The sequence below is a fragment of the bacterium genome, from assembly GCA_041648665.1.
GTDB lineage: Bacteria > UBA10199 > UBA10199 > 2-02-FULL-44-16 > JAAZCA01 > JAFGMW01.
The window spans coordinates 88,917-115,473 of sequence record JBAZOP010000001.1; the positions used below are offsets into that span (position 1 = coordinate 88,917).

The following is a 26,557-nucleotide window of genomic DNA, read 5'->3' on the forward strand; positions in this document are numbered from 1 at the left end:
CTATCCCCACATCCCCTTTATGATCTCTCGTATTCGGCGATGGCGGTGAACGCCCTCGCAGCCGAAGATCTTGCGGCACTCGAAGGGTTTCACCTCGTGGATCTGGCAGAGCCTGTCCGGCGTGAGGAACACACACTCGGATTTGCCGGGTTTGCGCGCGGGCGAGATGGCGAGCACGCCGTCCTCGCGATGCTCTTCACAAAACCGGACCACGAATTCGCGCTCGGATAGATTCATGAAATGCGAGGCGAGCGGCAGGTCGTCGGGCACGAACCACCCGGGTTCGCGCTCGCAGCACTCTTTGCATTTGGGGCATGAGCAACCCTGTCGTTTGGTCATTTATTCCACGCTGTCCGGAGTTAGATAATAATTATGCGACGCTTAGCAGGGGGGTAAACCTTTGGCAAGCCCCTAATTATACGAAGCGGCTTCCTGCTGGAAGTTTCTAGACTTTTTCGATTTCAGCAGCGCTGAGGTCGCATTTGACCTGGTGCTTCATTATCTGAAGGAGCACCCGCACGCGGCCGACAGCGGAGACCGGTTTCTCAAGAATGCCGACGAGGTCGCGGAACACGCCGGAGCGTATTTTGACCTCGTCCCCCTGTTTCATGGTTATGCGCTGCTCGATCACGCCGTCGCCGTCCACGCGCTCGCGTATGATATCGATCATCTCGTCCGGCACCGGCACCGGCATGGCGCCGTCGCCGAGGATCTTGCGCACGCCGCGCGTGTACTTGATCATGCGGTGCAGGTTAGGGTCCGCGAGATCGATGCGCACGAAGACGTACGAGGGGAAGAGCGGCCTTACGCGCGCTTGAGTTTTTCTCTGGCCGCGCACCATCTGTTTGATCTTGGGCAAAAACGTCTCGAACTCCGCGTTCTTGAGGTGCTGGCGCACGTTCTCCTCGGCCGTGGGCTTGGTCTGGAGGACGTACCATGAAAGCCGTGATTCGTTCATCGCGTCACTCATCGCTCATCTTCCGACGCCGGTGTAGGTAAACCCCGCGCTGCGCACGAAATTCGGATCGTACAGATTGCGGCCGTCGAATATCGCCAGCTCCTTCATCATGGACTTGATCTTCCCGAGATCCGGGCTGCGGAACTCGCGCCACTCGGTGCAGACGACGAGAGCGGAGGCGCCCTCGAGCGCGTCGTAGGAGCTGCGCGCCCATCTGACCTTAGAGGCGTTATGCCCGAGCGCAGCCTTGCCGGTCTCCATCGCAACAGGGTCGAACGCCGAGACCCTGGCGCCGGCGGCGATGAGCCGCTCGATCAAATATAATGAAGGTGCAAAGCGCACGTCGTCGGTGTTGGCCTTGAAAGCCAGGCCCCAGACCCCTATGAGCTTGTCCTTGAGCCCACCCGCAACGCTGAAATGCGCCTCTATCTTTTTCCAGAACCACTCGCGCTGCGAATCGTTCGCCGCATCCGCGGCCTTTATTACCGTGAGGTCGAAGCCGTTCTCACGGCCCAGCCCTATCACGGCCTTGGTGTCCTTGGGAAAGCACGAGCCGCCGTAGCCCAGACCGGAGTAGAGGAAGTCCGGCCCTATGCGCGGGTCGCTGCCCAGGCTTCGGCGGATATCGCCGATGTCCGCGCCGACCTCTTCGCAGAGCCTGGCCATCTCGTTCATGAAAGAGATGCGCGTGGCGAGCATGGCGTTGGCGGCGTACTTCGCGAGCTCGGCCGAGGGCACGCTCATCTGCATAAAGCGATCCGAACGGCGCATCAGCGGCATGTAGAGCTCATGCAGTCTCTTCCCCACGTCGTCGCGCTCCACGCCCACGACCACGCGGTCCGGTTTCATGAAGTCGGCGACGGCGTCGCCCTCTTTGAGGAATTCGGGGTTCGACGCAACAGCGAGCAGCTCCTCGGAATCAAGACCGCGCTTCGCAAGCCCGTCCGAGATCGCCCGTTTCACCTTCATCGTAGTGCCGACAGGAACCGTGCTCTTCGTGACGACTATCGCCGGATGGTCGAGCAGCGATCCGATCTCGGCCGCCACCGCGAGCACGTTGGTGAGGTCGGCCCTCCCGTCGCCGCCCGGAGGCGTGTCCACCGTTATGAAGACGATCTCGGCGTCTCTCAGACCTTCGGCGAGGCTTGTGGTGAAAGAGAGCCTCCGCTCCTCCTCGTTTCGCTTCACCACTTCCTCGAGCCCGGGCTCGTAGATCGGTATGCGGTGTTCCTTGAGCGCCGCGACCTTCTTCTCGTCCTTGTCCACGCAGCAGACGCTGTTGCCCACGTCGGCCAGGCACGAGCCGCTGACCAGCCCCACATAGCCGGTCCCCACAACGCAGATACGCATAAAACCCCCTTGTGCCGGAGAACCGCTCCAATCCACAAACCGCGGCCAACCCGGAGGACCCCTCTAACAGATATTTACACGAAATTTCAATATGATATATTTTGCAGGCAAAAGGAGGGGCCATGAAGGAAATAGAGATCGGCTACGTGGAACACTATTTCGGTCATCTGAACGTCGCTGGCATGTATATCACCAGCGGCAAACTCAAGGTAGGCGACACTATCCACATCAAGGGGCACACCACCGACTTCACTGAAAAGATAGAGTCCATGCAGGTAGAGCACGCGGACGTGACCGAAGCCAAACCCGGAGACCACATCGGCGTGCGCATGGTGGGCCGTTGCCGCGAGCACGACAAGATATACGTGATCATCGAATAATATAATGTAAGGCGATGGGGGAGAGGGCCTGCGGCCAAAACCGCGGGCCTTTTTATATCCAGAAACACAAAACCCCGCGATTTGCGGGGTTCTGTGGGTCATGCAGGATTCGAACCTGCGACCCGCTGATTAAGAGTCAGCTGCTCTACCAACTGAGCTAATGACCCGAAAACATTGGGTAATTCACCTATCGCGATTTTGACGAAAAAGTGCAACCCACCATGTTTTAAGGGTGCTCTCGTAGCCAATCCGTCGATGGATGGCAAGTGATTTATGAGGCATCTTGCCAAAAGCCGAATTAAAAAATAAAGTCCGCCGACCATGCTCAAGAACGCGGCCATACTCTTCTGCGTGACCCTGATCCCGGCGCTGGAGCTGAGGGCATCCATACCGCTCGGCATGCTCTCCGGAGATCTCAATCTCCCCTTCGGAATGCAGATGCAGGGCATGGGCCTTCAATGGCAGGCCGTGTTCGCCATATGCGTATTCTCCAACTTTATCCTGGGGCTCCTCCTCTATCCCGTGCTCGGACACATACTCCGCATCCTCGAACGCATGCCGCTCGTGAACCGCTTCTGGAGCTACACGGTCGAGCGCACGCAGAAAAAGATACATCCGTACGTGGAGCGTTGGGGCACGATCGGAGTCGCACTCTTCATAGCTGTGCCGCTGCCCGGATCGGGCACATACTCCGGCGCCCTCGGCGCGTTCCTCATGGGCATGAGCTACCGCAGATTCCTGGTCGCGAACGCGATCGGCGTTTTTCTGGCCGGCGTCGCAGTGACGCTGGTCGTGCTGTCCGGGAGCGAGCTCTTCAGATGGGCTGTTTCAATGTGATCTCGTACTTCTCCTCCATGCGCACCGGATAATACGAAGACTTGTATCGTCTCAGTCCCGATATCCCCAGATCCTGCTCGAGATTGACGTATTCGAAGTCGCGAAGCGCCCCCCTGCAGGTCTCCCACAACATCGCCTGAGCGATGCCGGGATGATCGCCCGACTGATACGCGAGATGGGCGCACGCGGTATCCGGAGCGAGCTTGGCTGCGAGCATGAAGCCGACTAATTCGCCTCCGATGATCATCGCGCTGCCGAAGAGGCCCAGCTCGCGGAAGGAACCGAACGCGCGCTCCACTGCGCGGCGCTGGCAGCGGAATTTATGTTCCTCCCCCTCGCCCATGCATGCGGAGCAGCCGTCCTTGCTGTTGCTCCATTTGCCGAAGACCTTGAGCGCATCGTCGCCGTGTTCGGCGGACAGATCGACGCACGAGTAAGCGCCTGCGCTGAACATGAACCTCTTGATGTGATTTCTCTTGCCGTCATAGCGGCGTCCCTTGAGCTCGACCAGATCGTTAACCCTATAGACGTAATCGAAATGATCGCGCAGCCCCTTCAGCGCAAAACCGTTGCCGCGGACCTCCTCTACTATTCCGGCAGAGACCCGCGACACCCTGCCCGTATGCTCGATACATCTCCCGATCGTCTCCTTCAGCCGAATCCCGCCGACAGGCTGAAGGAAAAACGGCGCCTCGTGAACAGGGCTGGTTCGAACGCAGATATTTCCGTTTATCTCGGTGAGTTCGGGTTTGTCGAACTCCTGCCACATATAGAGGTTTGCGAACGCGAGCTCGCAGATGCCGGCCGGAGAGGACGCGCGCCTTCGCTCGTACTCGCACATGTCCGACAACTCGATAGGCTTGAAATCAGGAAACTCCGGTATCATCCCTGCGCCTCACCATGCATTTGCAGATTCCGGGATCGCACCTCTCACATCCAAACATTTCTTTGGGAGGAAGGCCCTTCGGCGCCGAGACCTCGGCAAAACCGAGCTTTTTGAAGAACCCGGGTATGACGGTATATGCGTAAACGTCTGCATCCACGCCCTTGAGCATGGACTCGATGAGCTGCCTGGCCAACCCCATGTTTCTGTGGGTGTCGGCAACACCCAGCGAGCTGAGGAAAAATCCGTCGGCGCAGGGCTCCAGGTTCGCCACCCCGACGACGCTCTCCCCCTCCAACACGACCCACAGGTTCCTGACGGAGAGCGCACTGTGAATCAGGTCGAGCTCGGCCATGAGCTTGACCGCGCCCCTGGCCTCCTCCTCCGTGACACGCCTGATCTCTATCCTGCGCACGAGATCCCTCCCCAAACAGATTGAAATCGCTACCAGAAATGCTAGGGTTTTACAAATTTTAAACAAGCGCGGAGCAGCCATGGCGAAGATAGCGAATAGCATTACAGAGCTCGTAGGATACACGCCGCTGGTGAAGCTCGCCCGAGTCTCGGCCGGCTGCAAGGCCACGGTGCTGGGGAAACTGGAGTCGTTCAACCCCGGCGGTTCGGTGAAGGACCGCATCGGCCTCAGCATGATCCTCAAGGCCGAGAAAGACGGCCTTCTCAAGAAAGACACTACCATAATAGAGCCCACCAGCGGCAACACCGGCATCGCGCTCGCGATGGTTGCGGCCGCTCGCGGCTACAAACTCATCCTCACCATGCCCGACACCATGAGCGTGGAGCGGCGCTCGCTTCTTGCCGCCTACGGCGCGGAGATCGTCCTCACGCCTGGCAGCGAGGGGATGAAGGGTGCGATCACAAAGGCGGAGGAGCTCACGAAGGCTGCCGGGAATTCGTTCATGCCCATGCAGTTCGACAACCCGGCCAACCCTGACGCGCATCGCCGCACCACCGCCGAGGAGATATGGCGCGACACGGACGGCAAGATGGACGCGATCGTCGCGGGCGTGGGCACAGGCGGCACGATCACGGGAATAGCCGAGGTATTCAAACAGCGAAGGCCCGGTTTCCGCGCGATCGCCGTTGAACCCGCTGACTCCCCCGTGCTCTCCGGGGGAAAGCCGGGCCCGCACAAGATCCAGGGCATAGGCGCGGGTTTCGTTCCGAAGGTCTTAAAGCGCGAGATCGTCGACGAGATAATGAAGGTCACAAACGACGAGGCGTTCGCCATGGCGCGCAGGCTCGCGCGCGAAGAGGGGATCCTCTGCGGGATCTCCGCCGGCGCCAACGTCCACGCAGCAGTGGAGGTGGCGAAGAGGGCCGAGTTCGCGGGCAAGACGATCGTCACGATCATCTGCGACACCGGCGAACGCTATCTCAGCACTCCGCTGTTTCAAGACTCCTAAGATGACAATGTCGCCTTCAGGTCCGCGTCCGGCGTGGTGATCAGCGCGATCGCGAACTTGTCCACCAGCACCTTGAGCACCGCAGGCGTAACGAACGCGGGCAAAGTGGGGCCGAGGCGCATGTTCCTGATGCCAAGGTGCAAAAGCGTAAGAAGAATCGCCACAGCCTTCTGCTCGTACCATGAGAGGATGAGCGAAAGAGGAAGATCGTTGACCCTGCAGTTGAACGCCTTCGAAAGGGCGACGGCGATCTGGATCGCGGAATAAGCGTCGTTGCACTGGCCGCAGTCGATGAGCCTCGGTATCCCGCCGATATCACCGAAGTCCTGCTTGTTGAAGCGGTACTTGCCGCAGGCGAGCGTCAGAATCACGGAGTCTTTGGGCACCTTCTCCGCGAACTCGGTGTAGTAGTTTCTGCCGCTCTTGGCACCGTCGCAGCCTCCGATCAGGAAGAAGTGTTTTATCTTGCCCGCCTTCACCGCCTCCACGACTTTGTCCGCAACGCCCATCACCGCGTTGTGTCCGAAGCCGACTGTGATTGATTTCTCCGCGCCGTCCTGCGCAAATCCCTCCGCCATCTGCGCTGCCTCGATCACAGGGCCGAAGTTGCGGTCGGAGATATGGGTGACGCCGGGCCAGGCGACGAGGCCGGAGGTGAAGATGCGCGCCTTGTAGCTGTTCTGCGGACGCTGGATGCAGTTGGTGGTCATCAGTATCGCGCCGGGGAATTGGTCGAACTCCTTTTGCTGGTCCTGCCACGCGCCACCGTAGTTGCCGACCAGGTGTTTATATTTCTTGAGCCCGGGGTATCCGTGGCACGGCAGCATCTCGCCGTGCGTGTAGACGTTGATCCCCTTGCCCTCGGTCTGTTTGAGCAGCTCCTCCAAGTCCTTCAGGTCGTGGCCTGACACGAGGATCGCCTTGCCCTTCACAGGTTCGATGCGGACCTTTGTAGGAACGGGGTTGCCATATGCGCCGGTGTTGGCGGCATCGAGCAACTCCATAACGCGCAGATTGATCTCTCCCGTGCGCAGGGCCATCGTCGTGAGCGTGTTCGCGTCCTCTTTTCCCTCGGCCAGATAGCAGAGCGCCTCGTGGAAATATGCGTAGACCTTGTCGTCCTCGCGGCCGAGTATCTGCGCATGATCAGCGTAGGCGGCGGTGCCCTTTAATCCGTACGTCACGAGTTCCATCAATCCTGCGACGTCCTCGCCGTACCTGGCCATCCTCTTCTTGACGCCGACCTCGAGCCCCTGCTTCTCCAGGCCCGCAAGATCGCCTGCGGGTTTCCATTCCGCAGGGCCTGCGACCTTGTCAGGAGTCTTGCCGGCTTTCTTGCACGCATCCTCGTAGAGCTTCTTCGCGCGGTCTCGCGCAGCAGCCGCTCGCAAGAGAACTTTGACGTACCTCTCCGGATCGAAGTTGACGTTGGTCACCGTGGTGAAGAGAGCCTCCGTGACCGCAAGATCCACTTCGCGATCGCGGGTGCCGAGCCCTCGCGCGCGATGCGCGTACTGTGCAACCCCCTTGACCGCATGCACTGTGAGGTCGATCAGCGAGGAAACCTCCGGCGACTTTCCGCACACCCCCTGTATCGTGCAGCCCGTATCCTTTGCCCTCTGTTCGCACTGATAGCAGAACATATCCATAATCCCCTCCTATGCGAGATGACCGGTTGACGACGGAGTGTATATAAGCATATCACTTATGATGACGCAAGGATAAACCAGAGAAGTCAGAACGGCCTCCACCCGCGGCCGGTCCTGGCGGGGATGGAGTCGGCTTGCAGGGGGCCTTCCGATCCCCGAACATAGGGAATGAGCGGGCAACCGAGCCCCGAATCCCAGCCCTTGCGGATAGGGTCCACGATGGACCATGAGGCCTCCAGCGCGTCGCTGCGTATGAAGAGGGTCTGATCGCCCTGCATGCAGTCCAGCAGGAGCCTCTCGTACGCATCAGGGAGATCGAGGCCTGCATCCTTATACCTGAAGTTCATGGAGAGGGTGTCCATGCAGAGCTTTGGCCCGGGGCTCTTGGCCTGGATCGATAGAGAGACCCCCTCGTCCGGCTGCACGTTGAAGACGAGGACGTTGGGATAGAGGTCATCGGGAAGAAACGGAGCGAACATCGAGTCGTGGACGCGCCTGAAGAATATCGCGATCTCGCTCGCGCGCCTCTTGAGGCGTTTGCCGGTGCGCAGATAAAACGGAACCCCCTGCCACCTCGTGTTCTCGACGCAGAGTTCGGCCGCCACGTACGTCTCGGTCTGCGAGCCCGGGGCCACGCCCTTTTCCCCGAGATATCCTTCATACTGCCCGCGCACGACTCCGGCGCACGGATTCGCGGGGTCGATAGGCCTGATAGACTTGAAGAGCCTCGCCTTCTCGTCGCGCACGCACTTCGCGTCAAAGGCCGAAGGGGGCTCCATCGCCACAGTGGCCATCATCTGGAGCATGTGGTTCTGGAACACGTCGCGCAAGGCGCCCGCCTCGTCGAAATATCCCGCTCTCCCTTCCACGCCCTCGGCCTCAGCCGTGGTGATTTCGACGTGGTCAATAAAGCGCTGATCCCAGACAGGCTCGAAGATCGCATTGGCGAAGCGGAACATGAACATGTTCTGCACCGTCTCTTTGCCCACGTAATGGTCTATGCGATAGATCTGGCGCTCCTCCAGGTGCTCTGAGAGTTTCCGGTCGAGTTCCCTCGCGCTCGCCAGGTCAAAGCCGAAGGGTTTCTCCACCACCACTCGCGAGCAGGCCGGCCCCTCTGAGCACTCCGCAAGCAATCCGGCGCCGGCAAGCTGCGAAACGATGCCGGGGGCGAGCTTCGGCGGGGTGGCGAGATAGAAGACGTGACAGCCGCTCGCAGCCCTGCGCGCGCCGATCCCGGAGAGTTTAAGGGCGAGCGATTTGAACGCCGCCTCATCGTCATAGCCTCCCCTGATGTAATGAAAGCGCGGGGCAAAGCGTTTGAACTCCGTCCCGTCCATATCGCTGCGGCCGAAGCCCACGACGTCGAATTTTTCAGGGAGCAGATCGCGCTTGTAGAGATTGAGAAGCGCCGGGATGAGTTTCCTCTTCGCGAGGTCGCCGGATGCGCCGAAGATCACGAGCGTGCACGGCCCAGGCCTCTCTTCGACGCAGAGCCTGGAAGTCTCTTTGAGCTGTGTCCGGAACTCGGCCATCCGCCCCCCGTCATTTCATCAGGCCCTCTTCACCTCGTGCCCTCCGAATTCGTTTCGCAGCGCGGCGATCACCTTGTCGGAGAAGGAATCGCCCTCGCGCGAGCGGAACCTGGCGAAGAGCGAGTGCGCGATGGCGGTGGCAGGGACTCCGCTCTCGACAGCCTGTTCCACGATCCAGCGCCCCTCGCCGGAATCCTCCACATAGCCCTTGATCTTCGCTAGCCCCGGGTCCTTTGCCAGCGCGGATTCCAGGAGCTCGAGCAGCCACGAACGCACCACGCTCCCCCGGTTCCAGAGGTGCGCCACCTTGGCCACATCCAGCGCCTTGCCGAAACGCGAGGCCTTGATGATCTCGAAGCCCTCGCCATAGGCCTGCATCAGCGCGTACTCGATGCCGTTGTGCACCATCTTCACGAAGTGGCCGGCGCCCGCGGGGCCGCAGTATAGATACCCATCCTTCGGCGCCAGCGTCTTGAGGATCGGTTCTATGAACTCGAAGTCGCGCCGCTGGCCGCCGATCATGGTGCAGTATCCGTCCTTGACCCCCCATATCCCGCCCGCAACGCCGGCATCCACGTACCTGATGCCCCTGGAGGCAAGCGCCGCAGCCCGCATCATGTCATCTTCGAAATAGCTGTTCCCGCCCTCGATGAGGAGGTCTCCTGATGCAAGTTTGAGCGAGAGCGACTCCACGTGCTGTTCCGTTGCGGAGCCTGCAGTGAGCATGAGCCATACGACGCGAGGGGGCTTGAGTTTCGCGACAAGCTCATCGATCGATGTCGCGGGGACGGCGCCCTCCTGCCCGATCTCCCTCACCTTGTCCTGGGTGCGATCGTATGCCACCACCTCGTGGCCGCCCTTGATCAGCCTCCGAGCCATGTTCATCCCCATGCGACCAAGACCTATCATCCCTATCTGCATCTTGCCCTCCGCCTCTCTCGATTCGAGGCTGAAATATCTCACATCGACCAGCATGTGACAACCTCGGGATGAAGAAGAAAAGTGCTGTAAATCTGGGGCGTTTTGTGCTTTTTACAGGACATGAAAACGCTCGGCCCTATCTCGCTCGATCACAGGGCGATCTACGAGGAGATGCTTGCGAAACACCCCGCGGAGATCTCTGAGCACAGTTTCCTGAACCTCTACGCATGGAGGGCGGCGAGAAGGATCGAGACCCTGGATGCAGGCAGGGCCCTCATCCCCTTTGAAGCCAGGGGCGAAGCTCTGGTCATCTTCGGCGGCCCTATAGGCGACATGTCGCTCGCGGAGGCGTCGGAGGCGCTGGCCAAGGCGACCGACATGCGGGTCGGAGGAATTGCCAGGGCGCCGGAGGCTCTGGCAGCGCATCTCGATGGCGGATGGTCGGCATTAGAGGACAGGGACAATTCCGACTACGTATATTCGCGCGCTGAACTTGCGGAGCTCGCAGGGAGAAAGTTCCACGCGAAGAGAAACCTCGTTTACCAGTGCTCATCTGAATACGATCCCGGCTACGAAAAGATAACGCAAGGCAATCTGGGCGAGATTGCGGAGTTCATCGACCGATGGTGCAGGCAGCGCAAGTGCGGCAAAGAGCCGGGCCTGTGTCACGAGAACCTTGCGATGAAGGACTCGGTTGCTAATTTCGCAAGCCTCGGGGTCATGGGCGCAGCGATAAGGATCGCGGGCAGGATCGAGGCGTTCACCATAGGCGAGAGGCTGAACGAAAACACGGCTGTGATCCATTTCGAGAAGGCAATGCCGGGCTTCAAGGGGCTTTATCAGCTCGTCAACCAGTGGTTCTGCCAAAACGAGCTCTCGGAATTCGAGTTCGTGAACCGCGAGCAGGACATGGGGGTCGAAGGACTAAGAAAGGCCAAGGAGAGCTACTCCCCGGTGCGCATGGTGAAGAAGTTCAATCTCTTCCCGCCGGGTTCGGATCTGACGATGCCCGCCCCCAACCTCACCGAGCGCAGGTGCGGTGATGAAGGCACTGATTAGAGATCAGGCCATAGGTCTTATGCCACCCAGCGTCATGAAGGCGCCCGTGAGGGCGACACCGGCACTTGGACCCACGGCGACGAGATCGACCACGCCCGGTTGGAATCCGAACGGGCTCCCGATGAGATTCCTAGGCATCGCTCCCACCTTGGATCTGCCTCTGGAACCGTCTATGAAGAACTTGGCGCCGGTTTTGTACTGGTGCGAAACATCATGGATAGCACCGAAGACGTCTCCTTCATTCATCCCAGGGGCAACCCTTGCCTCCACACGCATCAGGCCGGATACATAGGAATAGAAGAGCGGCTCATCCCCGGAACGCCGCATCCTGTCGAGGTCGACCAGGACACGATCCGGCTGCACGTCAACCGCACGCGCGTGCGGCTCGAGGTACTGAAAGGCGGAGAAGCCTGCCAGGTCCCTGGTCAAGATGACTCTCGGCCCCGAACCCTCGGTGAAATTACTGAACGAGAACCGAAGGCTTTCTGGAGTTTGTGCACGATACTCCATCTCAATCTCACCCAAGCGCCTGCCGGGCAGCAGTGTTTCGAGATCTAAGCCAGCCACCACAAGGCCCGCCTCGGGATCAATGGTGACCGGAACAGGTGAGGCAGAGGCCTTCAACCCTTCCGCCACCTGCATCATATTGGGCACGAAGTCCGCGTCCAGGGGGAAAACGGAGGCGACTTTTTCAAGCTCGTCGTAGATAGATGCTCTGGTGGGCATGGGCTCCCTCGCCTCGCCGAGCCTGCGCTCGAAGCTCGCGACAGAGGGCTCCTTTCGATTCAACCAGTCGTTCGCCCCGCTGCCGAAGCGGCGCGCCAGACCGCGCAACGCCTCGTAGCGGTCCATCATCTCCTGAGGTGCGGCGGAGAGGATATCCAGGAAGGCATCGATCATCGGCCGCTTGATGCCTTTCCAGTCGACCTCCCATGACCTAAATCTCTCAGGACCGGTTCCCGCGAGGGATAACTTAGGAAACAAACCCACAGAATGGTTAAAGGTGCCGGCCATAATTTCCCCGTCGAGGAAATTCCTCACCCACTCGTTACCGTCATTGAATTGAAAGACCGACATATCCAACGCATCGAGCCTAGCCATCGTGCCTCCTGTTATGTGAATAGTTTGCCCCTGTCAGATGCCGTATAATAGTCGATGAATAATAAAATTATCCGCCGCTGGTCAAGGTTTTTGATTCCGGACCTGTATGCAAAATGATTTTAGAGGATCTCTTTGACCGCCTTGATCACGGCATCTGCGGTGATCCCCCGCTTCTCCATAACGATCTCGCCGGGGGCGGAGGCGCCGAAGCGGTCGATGCCGATGACCCTGCCGCAATCGCCCACCCAGCGATGCCAACCCACGGTTGCGCCCGCCTCGACGGCCACGCGCGCCTTGATACGCGGCGGCAGCACCGAGTCGCGATACGCCTGATCCTGCGCCTCGAAGAGCTCCCACGAGGGCATGGAGACCACGCGCACAGGGATATCCTCCGAGAGGAGCCAACCCTGCGCCTCCAGCGCCAGATGCACCTCCGAGCCGGTGGCGATGATGATCGCCTGGGGTTCTCTCTCGCAATCGGAGAGCACGTATGCGCCCTTCTTGAGACAGTCCGAAGCCGCGCCGCTGTCGAGCACCGGCAGGTTCTGCCGAGAGAGCGCAAGCGCCACCGGTCCGTCGTGCGCGAGCGCCCAGCACCACGCACTCAGGGTCTCGTTGGCGTCCGCAGGCCGGATGAGCACGAGCCCTGGCATGGCGCGCAGGGAAACCAGGTGCTCGATCGGCTGGTGGGTGGGACCGTCCTCGCCCAGCCCCACGGAGTCGTGCGTGAAGACGAAGATCGAATGCGCGGACATGAGCGCCGCGATCCTGATCGCAGGCCTCATATAGTCGGAGAAGACGAGAAACGTGGATCCGTACGGGATGAGACCTCCGTGGATCGCCATGCCGTTCACGATCGAGCCCATCGCGTGCTCGCGAACCCCGAAGTGGAGATTGCGGCCGGAGAAATTGTCGGCCTCAAAGTCGCCTCCGCCGTCGATCAAAGTTTTTGTCGAAGGCCCGAGATCCGCCGAGCCGCCGATGAGATTGGGCAGCGCCTTCGCAAGGGCGTTGATCGTCTTGCCTGAGGCGGCGCGCGTGGATATCGGCTTGCTCCCCTCGAAGCGGGGCAGCGCCTCTTCCCATCCGCCCGGGAGCCTGCCCGCGATCTCGGCCTCGAACCTCGCCGCATCCTGAGGATATCTTTCCCTGTAGCGCGCCAGCACCTGCCTCCACTCCTCCTCGCGACGCCCTCCCTCCTCTGCGACGAGCGCGAAGCGCTCCCTCACCCCTTCCGGCACCTCGAACGGCGGGAGCCGCCACTTGAAAAACTCCCTGGTCGCCTTGTTAGCGTCGGGCCCAAGCGGCTCGCCGTGCACAGAGGCCGTGTCGTGCTTCGGGCTCCCAAAGCCTATATGCGTGCGCACGGCGATCAGCGAGGGCCTTTTCTTTTCAGCCCTCGCCTTCTTTATCGCCCCCTCGATCGCGCCGAGGTCGTTCCCGTCCTTCACGCGCTGCGTGTGCCAGCCGTACGCTTCAAAACGGCGGAGCACGTCTTCGGTAAAGGCGAGCTCAGTGCTCCCCTCTATGGAGATGTGGTTGTCGTCGTAGAGATAGACGAGTTTGCCGAGCCCCAGGTGCCCGGCGATCGAAGCGGCCTCCGAAGAGACGCCCTCCATGAGATCGCCGTCGGAGACTATCGCATACGTGAAATGATCGATAAGTTCCGCGCCGGGCCTGTTGTAGCGCGAGGCCATGAAACGCTCGGCTATGGCCATGCCCACGCCCATGCCGAATCCCTGGCCGAGAGGACCCGTGGTCGTCTCTACGCCCGGGGCGCATGCGCGCTCGGGGTGACCCGGGGTCTGGCTTTCGTACTGCCTGAAATTTTTGACCTCCTCGACCGCAAGCCCGTAGCCCGAGAGATGGAGCAAGGCGTAGAGCATCGCAGAGCCGTGGCCCGCGGAGAGGACGAACCGGTCGCGGTCGAACCAGAGGGGGTCCTTTGGATTGTGTTTGAGAAACTTCGTCCAGAGCACATAGGCCATGGGGGACGCGCCCAGCGGCAGACCGGGATGCCCGGATCTTGCGCGATCCACCGCATCCACGGCCAGCATCCTGATCGAATCGATGCAGAGTTGATCAACGTCGGGCTTGCGTTTCGTCATGCCGTCTTCCTCCTGGAGAATATCCCGCGCAGAGCAACGTTGATGATCAGGAGCAGAAGGAACGCAGCCGACGCCTTCCCAGCCCAGGGGGGCAGCATGAAACCCGCGTGATGCATGGCGTCCATCGACATCATCGAACCGTACCAAAGCCAGTTGAGCAGATATCCGAAAGCGATGCTCATCACCGCTATCGTCGCCACGTATATGACCGCCGCGCCCTTGCCGAGCTCCTTCGCGACCACGGTTATCGTCACGGCGTTCGTGGCCGGGCCTGCCAGCAGAAAGACCATGGCCGCGCCGGGGCTCATACCTTTGAGCATGAGCGCCGCCGCTATCGGCAGGGAACCGGTGGAACAGACGTACATAGGTATGCCTACGACCAACATGACCAACATCGAGATAAACGGCGAGCCCAGATACCGAATGATAAGCTCGTCAGGCACTGCGTAGGATATCACGCCGGCGATGAGAAGGCCTATGACCAGCCATCGCCAGATGTCGCCGAGCAGTTCCACAAACGCATAGCGGAGCATCTCGTAGATGCGTCCGCCCCTCCACCACTCCGGCTTGGCGCATCTTTCGCGCTCCCCTGTCCCGTGGCCCTCGACTCCGCACGCATGGCAGTGCTCGCCGTGATCGGCGTGGATCTCAAGCCCCCCTTCGATCGCCAGCGGTTCGTGCCTGGTTGTAAGAAGGATGTTTCCCAATATGCCCGCGATGAACGCGGTGACAGAGGCGGAGATGACGCGGAACACGGTGAAGAAGGGGCCCAGCAGCGAATACGTCGCCATTATCGAGTCCACGCCGGTTATCGGCGTGGCGATGAGAAAGCTCACCACCGAGCCCCGGCTCGCGCCCTTTTTGTTGAGCATCATGGCAGCCGGTATCACCCCGCAGGAGCAGAGAGGAAGCGGGATACCCAGGATCACGGATTTGATCACCGAGACCACGCTGCTGCGGCCGAGGTGCCTTGCGATCCACTCCATGGATATGAAGGCATGCAGGATACCTGCGAAGAAAAAACCGAAGAGCAGATAAGGCGCCATCTGATAGAACAGGGATATTGATTCGGAGAATACGCCTGTGATGTGCTGCATCTTATCCCCCCTGTTTTCGCCTGAGCAGGAATTCGAGTTTCGGGAGCCCCTTCGCCTCAGCCGCAATCCTGTCGCCGTCGCGCACCTCGCCCACGCCCGAGGGCGTGCCGCACATGATCACGTCGCCCTTCTCGAGTGTCATGAAGCGCGACACGTAGCTTATTATCGCCGCAGGGGTGAAGACCATGTCGCGGGCAAGACCTCGCTGGCGCTCATGACCGTTCACGGAGAGGGAGAACCAGAATGCCGACGGATCGAGCTCGCCGCCCACGCCCGCAAATTCGCCCATGACCGCCGCGTTGTCGAATCCCTTCGCGAGGGCCCAGGGGCCGCCGACCTTCTTGGCCTCCATCTGCACGGACCTCAGCGTGAAATCAATGCCGACCGCCCAGCCTGCTATCGATCCCTGCGCCCCCTCGATCGACAAACCGCTTCCGCCGTTTCCGATGAGGGCGCAGAGCTCTACCTCGTGATGGAGGAGGCCCAGAGATTGCGGTATGAATATCTCGGAGGGAGACGAGGCTACCGAGGAATTGGGTTTGATGAATATGATGGGTTCGGACGACGACGCGGTTCCCCCCATTTCCCTAGCGTGGTCAGGGAAGTTCCTGCCCACGCAGATGACCTTAGTGGGCTCATAGGCCTCACCGCCCAACCGGATCTGGCGCATACTACCGCCTCCTCAATTGTCCAGCCTCTCGAACTGGTCCTTGCCCACCCCGCACTCCGGGCAGACCCAGTCTTCGGGGACGTCCGCAAAGTCGGTGCCCGGCTCGACGCCGTTTGCCGGATCGCCCTTCGCAGGATCGTAGATGTAACCGCAGACCTGACACATCCATTTGTGCATATGAACCCCCGTTTATCTCTTCTTCAGCACCTTTCGATACTCATTGTACGTCAACGGCTCGCCCGAGTCGCGGGTGCCGGCGCGCACCACGTCCGCAACGAAGATCGTGTGAGTGTCCAGGCCCACGGTCTTCTCCCTGATCACCCTGCACTCGAAGAAGGCCTTTGCCTCGGGCAACACCGGCGCGCCCAGCTCGCCAGCCTCGTGCGCGCGGTCCGCGAACTTGTCCACCTTGCGTCCGCTCTGGAAACCGAAGCGCTTCACGTCCGCATAGCAGTGGGCGTACTCCCTGTCTATGACGTTTGCCGCAAAAATTCCGGACTCCATTATCATATCGTGCGTGAGCGAACGCTTGCCCACGCCGATAGCCATGCGCGGAGGCATGTTGGTCACCTGCATCAGCGAGTCGAGGCACTGGCCGTTGATGCGCCCCCCGGAGATCGAGGTGAGTATGTAGAGGCCGTGCGTAACGGAAAAGAGCGCCTGGTTGAGGCCTGCTGTATCGCTTGTGATCCTGAAGTCCATCGCAATCCTTTGGCCTGGCATCAGCCGTAGCCCTTCATCGCCTCCATCAGCGCATCCTTTGAATACGGGGTATCCACGAGCCCGCCCTGCGATATCCAGTCGAAGTGCTCCTCGAATGCCGGTCTGTCATTCCTGTAGATGACGCCGACGGGTATGCGATCCCCCCACTCCATGGAGGTTTTTATCGCAGTCTCCCAGTTCTTGGGGTCGTATCCCTCGGGCAGCGGCTGGCAGCGTTTCTTGTACCATGCGAAAGTATTGACCTTGTTGAAGGAGACGCACGGCTGCAGCACGTCCACCAGCGAGAAACCGCGATGCCCCATCGCCTGTTTGATCATCTCCACCGCGTGATCCTTCATGCCGGAGAAGCTCCGCGCCACGAATCCGGCGCGCATGGCGATCGCGACCCCGAGCGGATGGAGGGGCTCGGAGAAGGCCCCGGCCGGCTGGGCCTTTGTGACAAAGCCCTCCTCAGACGTGGGGCTCGCCTGTCCCTTGGTGAGGCCGTAGACCTGGTTGTTGTGCACTATCATCGTGACGTCCACGTTGCGCCTGATCGCGGCCATGAAGTGGTTGCCGCCCTCGCCGTAGGAACAGCCGTCGCCGCTCTCCACTATGACCGCGAGCTTGCGATTCGCGAGCTTGGCGCCGGTGGCAACCGGCAGCGCGCGGCCGTGCAGGCCGTCGAATACGTTGCAGTTGAGATAATGGGGCGCTTTGGCCGCCTGGCCTATGCCTGAGACGAATAGGACCTGATGCGGGGCGAGCGAAAGCTCGGCGAGCGCCTGCTTCACGCAGTCCAGGATCGCGAAGTTGCCGCAGCCCGGGCACCATGCAGTCTCGTATGTTCCGTAATCAGATACGTTGACCATCTCAACCTCTACGATTCCATCCCCTGTAAAATATACTCCGTGGTGATCGGCAGGCCGTCATAACGGAGTATCCTCTCCTTGATCTCGAAGCCGGTCTCTCGGCGCAAGAGTCTCGCGAACTGAGCCGTCGCGTTCCCCTCCACAGCCACCGTCCTCTTCGCGGACTCGAGCCGCTTCATGAACTGCAGAGGTTTCAGGGGCCAGACCTGAGAGAAATGCATGACAGCGGCCTTGCGCCCCTTTGCCCGGAGGATAGAGACCGTTTCCTCGGCAACGCCCTTGGTGGAGCCCCAGCAGACCATCAGAAGATCAGGATCGTCGTCGCCCGCATATGACGGCGCCTCCACCTCGGCCATGATGGCCGACATCTTGGCAGCCCTCTTCTCCACCATCCTTTTCCGCACGACCAGGTCTTCGGTCAGGTGACCGTCCTCAGTATGCTCGTCGGAGTCGGTGACGACCAGGTGTTCGCTCGCCCCTGGCAGGAGCCTCGGCGAGATGCCGTCGGCGGTGAACCTGTGGCGCAGATAATCGCCTTTGATCAAAGCGGGGTCAACGCCCGGTTTCACAGGCTCAAGGGCGGCTATATCGAACGGTTCGACCGAGCGGCAGGAATCGGCGAGAAACTGGTCCGTGAGAAGGAATACGGGGCCCTGCGACTTCTCGGCCAGGAACATCGCCCTGCGCGCGAGGTGAAAACACTGCTCCACGGTGCCCGGCGAGAAGATCGCGCGCGGGAACTCGCCGTGGCCCGCGTGCAGCACGAGCTCCAGGTCCGCCTGCTCGGTGCGCGTGGGCAGTCCCGTAGCAGGCGCAGGCCTCTGTGAGACGACGATCACGATCGGAGTCTCGGTCATGGCGGCCAGACTCACGCCCTCGACCATGAGCGCGAAACCTCCGCCGGACGTTCCCACCATGGCGGGCGCGCCGGCGTACGACGCACCTATCGCCATATTGACGGCCGCGATCTCGTCTTCGACCTGCTCCACCACTATCCCCATCTTCTTCGAGTGAGCGGCGAGGGTGAGCGCGATGGATGTAGAGGGGGTCATGGGGTAGAAGCAGTAGAACTTGAGCCCTGCCGATAGCGCGCCCAGCGCTATCGCCTCGTTGCCGTCGAGCATCACGCACGAAGCACAGGGTCGAGCCTTGCCCGGGCCCTCTATCCTGCGATCCCCGTTCCACTCATAGGCGCGCGCGAGCGCCGCCTCGTTGGCCTCGACCACGGAGACATCTTTGCGGCCGAATGCCGACTCGACCGCCTTGGCCGCGGCTTCTTTGGGCAACCCGAGCAACGAGCATGAGATCCCGAGCGCGACTATGTTCTCGTACCTCGCGCCGCCGGCGAGCTCATCGTAGGGGATTGCGAGGCAACGGCCGTGGTCGCAGGCGAATTTCTTTTCAGCGAGGATGAAGCCGCCGTCGCGAAGTGAATGTTTGTAGATCTCGATCGTATTCGCATCGAACGCCACGAGAAGATCCACGGCCTCCTCGGGCGAGGCGATCTCGGACACGGACGCCCTGATCCTGAACGAGTTGTGGCCGCCGCGGATGCGGGACTGGTAGTCCTGCGTCACCACTATGTGAAAACCCTGGCGCACGAGTATCTTCGAGAGCAGCCTGCCCACAGTGACAAGCCCCTGCCCCGCCTCGCCGCCTATGAGGATGTTGAGGGCGCCCTTTGGCACAACGCCGGTTATCCCTTCCATAGCCCGTGGATGTTGCAGTACTCCCGGGCAGTGATCTGGTTCGCCTTCACGTTGAAAGTCGCCTCGGGCTTTTCCCCGGGCTTCAAGAACTGTCTGCAAGTCTTGCCGTTCGCTATGATCTCGATCCACTCGATGTAGTGCTTCTCCTCCATGGGATGCGCCACGCTGCCGACCTTGACGATGAGCCCCGCGGCCGTGCGTTCGATCACGGGCACGTGCTTCTCCTTGGCCGCGTCCACCGTGTTGGCGTCCAAGCGCTTCATCGGCTGATCACAGCACACCAGCTGGCCTATGCTCGCATGCACCATCTCCACCATGTTGCCGCAAACCTCGCATTTGTAGATCTCCAGAAGTTTTGTCGCCATATCGCCTCCCCCTTTTGCGTTACCAGTTCTCTCCCAGCAACTCAAAATACGCCTGCGGGTGCTGACATGCCGGGCACTTGTCCGGCGCGCCCCTGCCCTTGTGCACATAGCCGCAGTTCAGGCAGCGCCATGTCGTCTCCTGCTGACGCGTGAATACGACGCCATTCTCGATGTTGGCCTTGAGCGACTCGTAGCGGCGCATGTGCTGTTTCTCCGCGACGGCGATCGACTCAAAGGCCTGCGCGATCTCCTCGAACCCCTCTTTGCGCGCCACCGTCGCAAAACCTGGATACATCTCGGACCACTCGTTGCGCTCGCCCGCGGCCGCCTCGGCCAGATTCTCCACCGTGGTGCCGATCTTGCCCGCAGGGAACAGCCCCCTGACCTCCACCAGGCCTCCGTCCAGGAACTTGAAGAGGCGTTTAGCGTGCTCCTTTTCCTGGTTTGCGGTCTCCTCGAAGATCTGCGAGATCTGCACGTAGCCCTCTTTCTTCGCCTGACCCGCGAAGTAGGAGTAGCGGTTTCTGGCCTGCGATTCGCCTGCAAACGCTGTGAGGATGTTTTTCTCGGTATTCGATCCTTTTAGATTCATCTTCGATCTCCTTTCAGTCCGCATGGGGACGAATCGTGGTATATATATAAGCCAATTAGTTTGCAATCACCAATTGGCCTTCAGCCTCCTAACCACGTTCCTGCCAAGATCCTCGCACTTTTTGAGGTCCTCTGCGGTGGGCGCGCAATTCGCCTCCACCACCGGCTCCACCAAATCCCATGCGCCGGCGCCTCCCTTTGCAAACTCGGTGAGCGTGGAAACGCCGCCCCCGCTCCAGCCGAAGGTGCCGAAGAGCCCGAGCACCCGTTTCATGAGCTTCTTGCGCTCGAGGAGTTTTATGAAGTGCTCCATCGGGGGATAGAGCCCGGTGTCATAGGTTGGGCTGCCGAGGATGAGGCCCCGGAAGCGCCACGCGTCGCGTATGAGGTACGAGACGTGCATGCGCGAGACGTTGAATATTCGAATGCGCGAGACCTCCTCCTCCGCGAGCCCCCGCGCCACCGCCTCCATCATGCGCTCGGTGTTGCCGTACATGGAGCCGTAGATGAGGACCACGCCCTCCTCGCCCTCGTGGCGGCTCCAGCGGTCGTACTTCTCTATGATCCAGGCCGGGTCCTTGCGCCATATCGGACCATGGGTGGATGCGACGATTTTGACGTCGACCCCCGCGAGCTTCTTGATCGCGTTCTGCACCGGCACGCAGTACTTGCCGACGATGTTGGAGAAGTAACGCAGTATCTCGTTTTCGAAGTAATCGACATCCACCTCGTCGTCGAAGATTCCGCCCTCGAGCGCGCCGAAGCCTCCGAACGCGTCGCCGGAGAAGAGTATCTTATCCGCAGTATCGTAGGTCATCATGGTCTCAGGCCAGTGGACCATGGGCGTCATGTGGAATTTGAGTTTGCGTCCGCCCAGGTCCAGCTCATCCCCGTCAGACACGACGATGACGTTATTCTTTATGTCGTAGAATTTCTCGAGGAAGAGAGCGGTCTTCTGGTTGCCCACGATCTTTACGTCGGGAAAGATGTCGAGCAGCATCCTCACCGAGCCCGAGTGATCGGGCTCCATGTGGTTGATGACGAGATAGTCCACCCTGCCGGCCGGTCCAACGGAGCCCCTTATGTTGTCGATGTAGCGGTCGAAGGCGGTGCGTTTGACCGTGTCGATGAGCGCCGTCTTGCCCGCGCGCACGAGGTACGCATTGTAGCAGACCCCGCGCGGCAGCGGCCAGAGTCCCTCGAAGAGGTCGGTCTCGCGGTCGTTGGCGCCTATCCAGGTCACCGAATCCGTTATCCGAACCGACGAATCCATCTTGCCCCCCCCCGGGATGAGTCAGACGAATTACCCTGAATATATGTGCGTGTCAAAGAGAGAGAAAGGCCTTCAGCGCCTCGATGAGGCGCGAGATGTCGGACTCGTCGTTGAAGATGTTGAGCGAGGTTCGCACGTTTCCGGCGCGAGGAGAAGTGTATATGCCCCTCCCCTCGAGATAGCGGCAGCACTCCTCGCCCCTCGCGCCCACGGATAACGTGATTATCGCGGAGCGCTCCTTTTTATTCGCGACAGGAGAGACGATCTCCACCCCTATGCCGCGGAGCCCCTCGATCAGCCGATCCCCGAGCTCCATGATCCGGGCCTCGATCTTATCGTAGCCTATTCCCTCGAGGTAATCGAGCGCCGTGCTGAGCGGGTTGACGGACTCGAAGCTGGTGGAGCCCAGCATGTATCTCTGCGCGCTCGTGTGCAGTTTGATGGGCTCGCCTTTTGCAGTGTGGATGAAGCTCTTTCCCCGAGTATCCACCGACAGCCAACCTGCGATCGGGCTTGGGTATTTGTCGCGGAATTCCTGCGAGGTGTAGAACATGGCGCCGGTGTGGCCCGCGAATCCCCACTTGTTCAGCGAGGCGCTGAGCGCGTCGATGCGCATCCTTCGCACGTCTATGGGGAAGAGCGGGAAACCCTGCGTCGCGTTGACGATGAAGAGCTTGCCGAGCCTCTTGAGCTCGCCCCCCAGCCTCTCCAGGTCCTGCCTGAAACCGGTGGAATACTGCACATACGACGTGACCACGCCGACCGTACCATCGTCCAGCTCCGCCAGGATCGCATCCACAGGATAACGCGCGGATTCGGGCTTCACGTACTTCATCCTCACGCCCTGATATTCGTACGGGACCGTGGTGGACGGGAACTCGTCCTGCACAGACACCAGGCCGACCCCTTCCCCATGCACGCCCCTGAGCGAAAGCGCTATGACGGACATGACCGTGGATGTGTTCATCATCATGGCCACGTCGTCGCCGGACGCGCCCAGGCGGGAGCAGAGCCTCCGCCTGAGGCCCAGGTGATCGTCGATGTCCTTATCCCAGTGGATGTCGCCGCAGGAGTTGAGTTTTCCGTACTCCGCCGCCACCCGAGCCAGCACCTGATTGGGCAGCGGAGACATGCCCGCTGATATGAGATAGACCTTGTCCCGGGTGACAGGGAAGTCCGCCCTCACCTTTTTCCAATCGACCATACGCATGCCCTTTCAGCCAATGTGTTGATTGATAGCGGTGATGAGCTGAACCTCTGTGACGGGCTTCTGGAGGAAGTGCACCGCTTTGAAGCGTTTGAGGCTCTTGAGTATGCTCTCGCTGAGCACGCTCACCACTATGATAGGCGTGTTCTCCGAGCTCTTATTCTCCCTGGCGTACATGAGGAAGGCCTCGCCGGTCATGGGCTCCATTATTATATCGAGTACTATGAGGTCAAACGTCTCCTTCTTGAGCTTCTCGATCGCCACATGCGCATCGCCCTCCACGTCGATCTTGAATTCGCCCGAGTGACCTTTGAAGAAAGATTTGTAAATCTCCCGCATATCACTGCTGTCGTCCAAGATGAGGATGCGCTTCGTCTGTCTCTGCTCTGCATTCATGCGGCCTCCTTGGCGGGATATCCGCCAAAATTCATCCCTGCGCAAGCGGCAAGAGCGCCACGACGGTCGTGCCCTTGCCAAGGCCTTCCGACTCGATCGTTATGCTGCCGCCCGCATCCTCGACAATCTTCCTGCATATGGAAAGACCCAGGCCTATTCCCTCGATGGCCGGCGTGCGCTGATAGAACATCTCGAATACCTTGCCCAGCTCCTCCTCTGCGATGCCGCAGCCGGTATCCTTCACGGAAATGGACATGAATTTTCCTTTTCGGATGACATCGACCGTTATGCGCCCATGTTCCGTGAATTTGATCGAGTTTTCGATGAGGTTCGCTATCAGGAAGCGCAGGTCCATCTCCTTGACCGCCGCCCGTTCGGGCGCATTCGACAGATTTATCTTCAGTTCCACCCCTTTGCCCCTGGCGATATCCTGGAATAGCTCCTCGATCGGGCCGAAGACGTCCTTCACACGAACGTACTCGTCGACTTCGAGTTCTTCCTTCACCCCCCGCTCGCGCCTGTAGAGCTCCATGATCTTCGAGATGTCGGCGCCAATGGCCTTGGCATTGCGGTCGATTATCTCCACGTATTCATGTACCAAAGCCAGGTCTTTCGCCTCGATCGCCTTTTTGCAGACGTCCACCGCCATCTGTACGGTGAACACAGGGGTCTTCAGGCCGTGGGAGACATTCCTTATGAGGGTTCCCTTCATCGCCTCGGCATGCTTGCGCTCGGCGATGTCGCGCACGATCGCAAGCACCCGTTCGCGTCCCCCTATCATGGCGGACCTGAGACTCACCTCGGTCCAGAAGAGACGCCCCTTTTTGTCCTTGGCCATCCATTCAAAGACCTGCGATTTTCCCTGCGACGCCTTCCTTATCCACTCCTTCGCTTCAACCTGGGAGTAAGGCGACTCACCCAAACTCAGCGACGTCACATCGAGCTTTTTGGCCTCCTCGACCGTATAGCCGAACATCTCGCACATCCTCCGGTTCACATCCAGGATGCCCCCGGTCTTCGGATCATGCACGAACATGGCATCGTTTGCGGCATTGAAGATGGAACGGTAATTCTCCTCCGAAGCACGAAGCGCCTCTTCGGCCCGCTTGCGTTCGGTGATGTCGCGTACGATGGCCAACAGGTAAGATTCATCTCCCAATTTGAGAAGGTTTAGGCTCACCTCGGCATCGAACAGAGTTCCGTCCAGCTTCGTGTGCCTCCATTCGAAGAACTGAGGCGTCCCGGAGAACGCGGCGGTGATCTTCTCGATGGCCTTATCCTTGGATTTGCGTCCATCGGGCTGAAGTCGGGGTGAAAATTTGTAGGGACGCTCGCCGACGATCTTCCTTCTCGTGCATCCGAACATCTTGAGCGTCCGCTCGTTGCAGTCGACGAACCTGTCCTTTTGCATCAGGAATATGGCGTCGTTGGCGTTCTCAAACAACGTCTTGAATTTCGTCTCGCTCTTCCGCAGCTCCTCTTCAGACCACTCGCGATCGGCGATATCGCTCATCTCCTTACGGTGCACAGGAGTTTCCCCCGTCTTTTTCATGCCGCGCTTTGCCATTACTTCTCCTCCTGGAAATATTCGTAACCCGCAGGAAAGCCGAACGCCGCTGCAACCAGATTGGCGGGGAAACGCCTGGAATAGGAGTTATAATCATCCACCGCCTTGTTGTACGCGGCGATCATCGGCGCCATGGCGGCCCCCGTGCCCTGGGCGATCTGTCGGATCACGTCGAATTGGTGTTGCCCGCTTATCACGGGAAAGCGCTCGGCGAGGACCTGGGCGAGCTGCTGTACAGCCGTCTCCACGCCGTTTGCGGCCTCGACCTGTTCCGCGAAGGTTCCGGCCCCTGTGAATTTGGCCATAGCAGCGGAGAGCTCCATGGCCTCGGTGAGCTTTGCGCCCACGTAGAGGTTGACCTCAGGGACGAGCCTTGGGAGCGAGGCATACCTCTTCTTCAGCTCGCCGCCGAGCGGAGTCCAGGATTTGGTCACCTGTTCATCGACCATGCTCAGACCGTTGTATTTGACGATGCAGATGCCTGCGACGATTATGAGGACTACGACGACGATGGTCCAAGTAGATTTTCCCATATCTCCCCCCTGTCTGCCGCCAACGTACCGACAGGCAAGGGCGAAGTCAATCCCGAGCAAACCAATCTCGCATGATTGGCGTTGAAGTCTCCGATCTCCTCGGCTATCCTCTCACCCGTCAAAGGGGGAGCATATGAATTCCCGTTTCCCGTCACTCACCTTCCTTTTCATCGCAGCCCTGGCGCTCGTTGCGTGCACCAGGACGGCCGACAAACTGCCGGATCCGGGCACCACGGCGCCCGAGCTCACGCATCCTGCGCCGGCACCGGGCCAAGCCGCCGCAGGCGCGGCGACCCCGGATGTGCCTCTGCACCATTCGCGTATAATACCTATCCCCTCCGACTTTACGTGCAAAGACCGCGTTGAATGCACCTTCACAAAGTACGCCAACTCGCCCAGGTCTCATAACGACTGCAAATGCGCAGCCGAGTGCACACCTTACGTGGTGAACTCAGCGGAGAAGGAGCGCAGGGAGACTGCGAACAAGCGCTTCTGCACCAGTGAAGATTGGTTCGGGGACGATTGCCCTGAGATACCGTGCAGCTTCATGGAGTTCGAGTCGTTCAAATGCGAGGCAGGAAAATGCGTGGGCATGGCGCTGGGAAAATAGGACAATTCGCCTATTATTTCGCCTTGCCCTGCGCAGCCACCGCCGCCATTGCAGCCTTCACCTTCTCAGGGTCTCCCAGATAGTAGCGGTTCGAGGGCTTGAGGTCCGCATCGAGTTCGTAGACAAGCGGCATCCCGGTGGGTATGTTGAGATTCACTATATCCTGGTCCGAGACGTCATCCAGATACTTGACCAGCGCTCGCAGCGAATTCCCGTGCGCCGCTATTATCACCTTTTTCCCGGACTTGATCGTGGGCGCGATCGTACCGTGCCAATAGGGCAAAAACCTGTTCACCGTGTCCTTCAGACACTCGGTGGCGGGCAACTCCTCCTTCGTGAGCCCCTTGTAACGCGGATCGCGGCCTGACCATCGCCTATCGTCCGGAGTGAGCGCGGGCGGCGGGATGTCGTAGCTGCGCCTCCAGATCTTCACCTGTTCCTCGCCGTGAGCCTGAGCCATCTCCGCCTTGTTGAGGCCCTGGAGGGCGCCGTAGTGGCGCTCGTTGAGGCGCCAGGAGATCTCGACTGGTATCCACATCAGGTCCATGTCGTCCTGTACTATCCAGAGCGTGCGGATCGCCCTCTTGAGCACGGAGGTGAAGGCGATGTCGAACACGAAGCCGGCCTTCTTGAGCTCCTTCCCAGCATCGTGCGCCTCTGAAACGCCCTTCTCGGACAGATCCACGTCCGTCCAGCCTGTGAAGCGGTTTTCCTTGTTCCAGACGCTCTCCCCGTGCCTCAAAAGAACCACCTTGTACAT

Annotated in this window: 29 protein-coding genes and 1 tRNA gene; 5 read left to right on the top strand and 25 right to left on the bottom strand. The window is 60.1% G+C overall.

Annotated elements, in window-relative coordinates:
- The 3 genes from WC683_00420 to WC683_00430 all read right to left on the bottom strand — a co-directional run bounded on the left by WC683_00420 (position 1) and on the right by WC683_00430 (position 2,308).
- The gene (locus tag WC683_00420; protein ID MFA4971044.1) at positions 1-339 is read right to left on the bottom strand and encodes a YkgJ family cysteine cluster protein; all 339 of its coding nucleotides are present in this window, start codon (positions 337-339) and stop codon (positions 1-3) included.
- 106 nt (positions 340-445) lie between these two features.
- On the bottom strand, positions 446-970 hold the full coding sequence (locus WC683_00425; GenBank protein MFA4971045.1) for a transcriptional activator RfaH: 525 nt from the start codon (positions 968-970) through the stop codon (positions 446-448).
- Positions 971-973: 3 nt separating this feature from the next.
- A complete protein-coding gene (locus WC683_00430) occupies positions 974-2,308 on the bottom strand; it encodes a UDP-glucose/GDP-mannose dehydrogenase family protein (GenBank protein MFA4971046.1) in 1,335 nt (444 codons plus the stop codon).
- 122 nt (positions 2,309-2,430) lie between these two features.
- Here WC683_00430 and WC683_00435 point away from each other — a divergent pair, with 122 nt between their 5' ends.
- Positions 2,431-2,688, top strand: a complete 258-nt coding sequence (locus tag WC683_00435) for an EF-Tu/IF-2/RF-3 family GTPase (GenBank protein ID MFA4971047.1) — start codon at positions 2,431-2,433, stop codon at positions 2,686-2,688.
- Positions 2,689-2,782: 94 nt separating this feature from the next.
- On the opposite strand, the gene WC683_00440 is transcribed toward WC683_00435, so the two are convergent.
- Positions 2,783-2,855, bottom strand: a tRNA-Lys gene (locus WC683_00440).
- 154 nt (positions 2,856-3,009) lie between these two features.
- Between WC683_00440 and WC683_00445 the strand changes: the two genes are divergently transcribed.
- The gene (locus tag WC683_00445) at positions 3,010-3,525 is read left to right on the top strand and encodes a small multi-drug export protein (GenBank protein ID MFA4971048.1); all 516 of its coding nucleotides are present in this window, start codon (positions 3,010-3,012) and stop codon (positions 3,523-3,525) included.
- Here WC683_00445 and WC683_00450 read toward each other — a convergent pair.
- Together WC683_00450 and WC683_00455 are read right to left on the bottom strand one after the other, a co-directional pair.
- Positions 3,503-4,411, bottom strand: a complete 909-nt coding sequence (locus WC683_00450) for a phosphatidylglycerol lysyltransferase domain-containing protein (GenBank protein ID MFA4971049.1) — start codon at positions 4,409-4,411, stop codon at positions 3,503-3,505. The two genes, WC683_00445 and WC683_00450, sit on opposite strands and share 23 nt — an antisense overlap.
- Positions 4,392-4,823, bottom strand: a complete 432-nt coding sequence (locus WC683_00455; GenBank protein MFA4971050.1) for a GNAT family N-acetyltransferase — start codon at positions 4,821-4,823, stop codon at positions 4,392-4,394. The genes WC683_00450 and WC683_00455 overlap by 20 nt, the downstream gene beginning before the upstream one ends.
- A gap of 79 nt (positions 4,824-4,902) precedes the next feature.
- On the opposite strand from WC683_00455, the gene cysK reads away from it, so the two are divergent.
- Positions 4,903-5,832, top strand: coding sequence for a cysteine synthase A (cysK, locus tag WC683_00460; GenBank protein MFA4971051.1), 930 nt, complete (start codon positions 4,903-4,905; stop codon positions 5,830-5,832).
- On the opposite strand, the gene hcp is transcribed toward cysK, so the two are convergent.
- The 3 genes from hcp to gnd all read right to left on the bottom strand — a co-directional run bounded on the left by hcp (position 5,829) and on the right by gnd (position 9,937).
- On the bottom strand, positions 5,829-7,475 hold the full coding sequence (gene hcp, locus WC683_00465; GenBank protein ID MFA4971052.1) for a hydroxylamine reductase: 1,647 nt from the start codon (positions 7,473-7,475) through the stop codon (positions 5,829-5,831). The two genes, cysK and hcp, sit on opposite strands and share 4 nt — an antisense overlap.
- A gap of 92 nt (positions 7,476-7,567) precedes the next feature.
- Complete coding sequence (gene zwf / locus WC683_00470) at positions 7,568-9,016, bottom strand: glucose-6-phosphate dehydrogenase (protein MFA4971053.1); 1,449 nt, start codon at positions 9,014-9,016, stop codon at positions 7,568-7,570.
- An 18-nt stretch (positions 9,017-9,034) separates the two neighbouring features.
- Positions 9,035-9,937, bottom strand: coding sequence for a decarboxylating 6-phosphogluconate dehydrogenase (gene gnd / locus WC683_00475; GenBank protein MFA4971054.1), 903 nt, complete (start codon positions 9,935-9,937; stop codon positions 9,035-9,037).
- 120 nt (positions 9,938-10,057) lie between these two features.
- Here gnd and WC683_00480 point away from each other — a divergent pair, with 120 nt between their 5' ends.
- Positions 10,058-10,996 carry a phosphatidylglycerol lysyltransferase domain-containing protein gene (locus tag WC683_00480; GenBank protein ID MFA4971055.1) on the top strand — a complete coding sequence of 313 codons (939 nt, stop codon included), beginning with the start codon at positions 10,058-10,060 and terminating at the stop codon, positions 10,994-10,996.
- Between the two features lie 3 nt (positions 10,997-10,999).
- Here WC683_00480 and WC683_00485 read toward each other — a convergent pair whose 3' ends face one another.
- From WC683_00485 to WC683_00555, 15 genes are all read right to left on the bottom strand, one after another.
- The gene (locus WC683_00485; protein MFA4971056.1) at positions 11,000-12,097 is read right to left on the bottom strand and encodes a hypothetical protein; all 1,098 of its coding nucleotides are present in this window, start codon (positions 12,095-12,097) and stop codon (positions 11,000-11,002) included.
- Between the two features lie 119 nt (positions 12,098-12,216).
- On the bottom strand, positions 12,217-14,205 hold the full coding sequence (gene tkt, locus WC683_00490; GenBank protein MFA4971057.1) for a transketolase: 1,989 nt from the start codon (positions 14,203-14,205) through the stop codon (positions 12,217-12,219).
- Complete coding sequence (locus tag WC683_00495; protein ID MFA4971058.1) at positions 14,202-15,302, bottom strand: SO_0444 family Cu/Zn efflux transporter; 1,101 nt, start codon at positions 15,300-15,302, stop codon at positions 14,202-14,204. The genes tkt and WC683_00495 overlap by 4 nt, the downstream gene beginning before the upstream one ends.
- 1 nt (position 15,303) lies before the next feature.
- Positions 15,304-15,972, bottom strand: a complete 669-nt coding sequence (locus tag WC683_00500) for a fumarylacetoacetate hydrolase family protein (protein ID MFA4971059.1) — start codon at positions 15,970-15,972, stop codon at positions 15,304-15,306.
- Between the two features lie 12 nt (positions 15,973-15,984).
- Entirely contained in the window at positions 15,985-16,149 is a 165-nt protein-coding gene (locus WC683_00505) for a rubredoxin (protein MFA4971060.1), read from the bottom strand.
- Between the two features lie 12 nt (positions 16,150-16,161).
- Positions 16,162-16,695, bottom strand: coding sequence for a flavin reductase family protein (locus WC683_00510; protein ID MFA4971061.1), 534 nt, complete (start codon positions 16,693-16,695; stop codon positions 16,162-16,164).
- The gene (locus WC683_00515; protein MFA4971062.1) at positions 16,695-17,546 is read right to left on the bottom strand and encodes a 2-oxoacid:ferredoxin oxidoreductase subunit beta; all 852 of its coding nucleotides are present in this window, start codon (positions 17,544-17,546) and stop codon (positions 16,695-16,697) included. The genes WC683_00510 and WC683_00515 overlap by 1 nt, the downstream gene beginning before the upstream one ends.
- Positions 17,547-17,554: 8 nt before the next feature.
- A complete protein-coding gene (locus tag WC683_00520) occupies positions 17,555-19,255 on the bottom strand; it encodes a 2-oxoacid:acceptor oxidoreductase subunit alpha (protein ID MFA4971063.1) in 1,701 nt (566 codons plus the stop codon).
- Complete coding sequence (locus WC683_00525; GenBank protein MFA4971064.1) at positions 19,243-19,620, bottom strand: desulfoferrodoxin; 378 nt, start codon at positions 19,618-19,620, stop codon at positions 19,243-19,245. The genes WC683_00520 and WC683_00525 overlap by 13 nt, the downstream gene beginning before the upstream one ends.
- Positions 19,621-19,639: 19 nt before the next feature.
- Complete coding sequence (locus WC683_00530; GenBank protein ID MFA4971065.1) at positions 19,640-20,212, bottom strand: rubrerythrin family protein; 573 nt, start codon at positions 20,210-20,212, stop codon at positions 19,640-19,642.
- A 66-nt stretch (positions 20,213-20,278) separates the two neighbouring features.
- Entirely contained in the window at positions 20,279-21,484 is a 1,206-nt protein-coding gene (locus WC683_00535; GenBank protein MFA4971066.1) for an FprA family A-type flavoprotein, read from the bottom strand.
- Positions 21,485-21,536: 52 nt separating this feature from the next.
- Positions 21,537-22,688 carry an aminotransferase class V-fold PLP-dependent enzyme gene (locus tag WC683_00540; protein MFA4971067.1) on the bottom strand — a complete coding sequence of 384 codons (1,152 nt, stop codon included), beginning with the start codon at positions 22,686-22,688 and terminating at the stop codon, positions 21,537-21,539.
- A 12-nt stretch (positions 22,689-22,700) separates the two neighbouring features.
- Positions 22,701-23,087: a response regulator gene (locus tag WC683_00545; GenBank protein MFA4971068.1), complete on the bottom strand. Its 387-nt coding sequence runs from the start codon at positions 23,085-23,087 to the stop codon at positions 22,701-22,703.
- Between the two features lie 31 nt (positions 23,088-23,118).
- Positions 23,119-24,654 carry a PAS domain-containing sensor histidine kinase gene (locus WC683_00550; GenBank protein MFA4971069.1) on the bottom strand — a complete coding sequence of 512 codons (1,536 nt, stop codon included), beginning with the start codon at positions 24,652-24,654 and terminating at the stop codon, positions 23,119-23,121.
- Complete coding sequence (locus WC683_00555) at positions 24,654-25,187, bottom strand: LemA family protein (GenBank protein MFA4971070.1); 534 nt, start codon at positions 25,185-25,187, stop codon at positions 24,654-24,656. The genes WC683_00550 and WC683_00555 overlap by 1 nt, the downstream gene beginning before the upstream one ends.
- A gap of 133 nt (positions 25,188-25,320) precedes the next feature.
- Between WC683_00555 and WC683_00560 the strand changes: the two genes are divergently transcribed.
- The gene (locus WC683_00560; GenBank protein ID MFA4971071.1) at positions 25,321-25,797 is read left to right on the top strand and encodes a hypothetical protein; all 477 of its coding nucleotides are present in this window, start codon (positions 25,321-25,323) and stop codon (positions 25,795-25,797) included.
- A gap of 13 nt (positions 25,798-25,810) precedes the next feature.
- Here the strand turns inward: WC683_00560 and gpmA are convergent, their stop codons facing one another.
- Positions 25,811-26,557, bottom strand: coding sequence for a 2,3-diphosphoglycerate-dependent phosphoglycerate mutase (gpmA, locus tag WC683_00565; protein MFA4971072.1), 747 nt, complete (start codon positions 26,555-26,557; stop codon positions 25,811-25,813).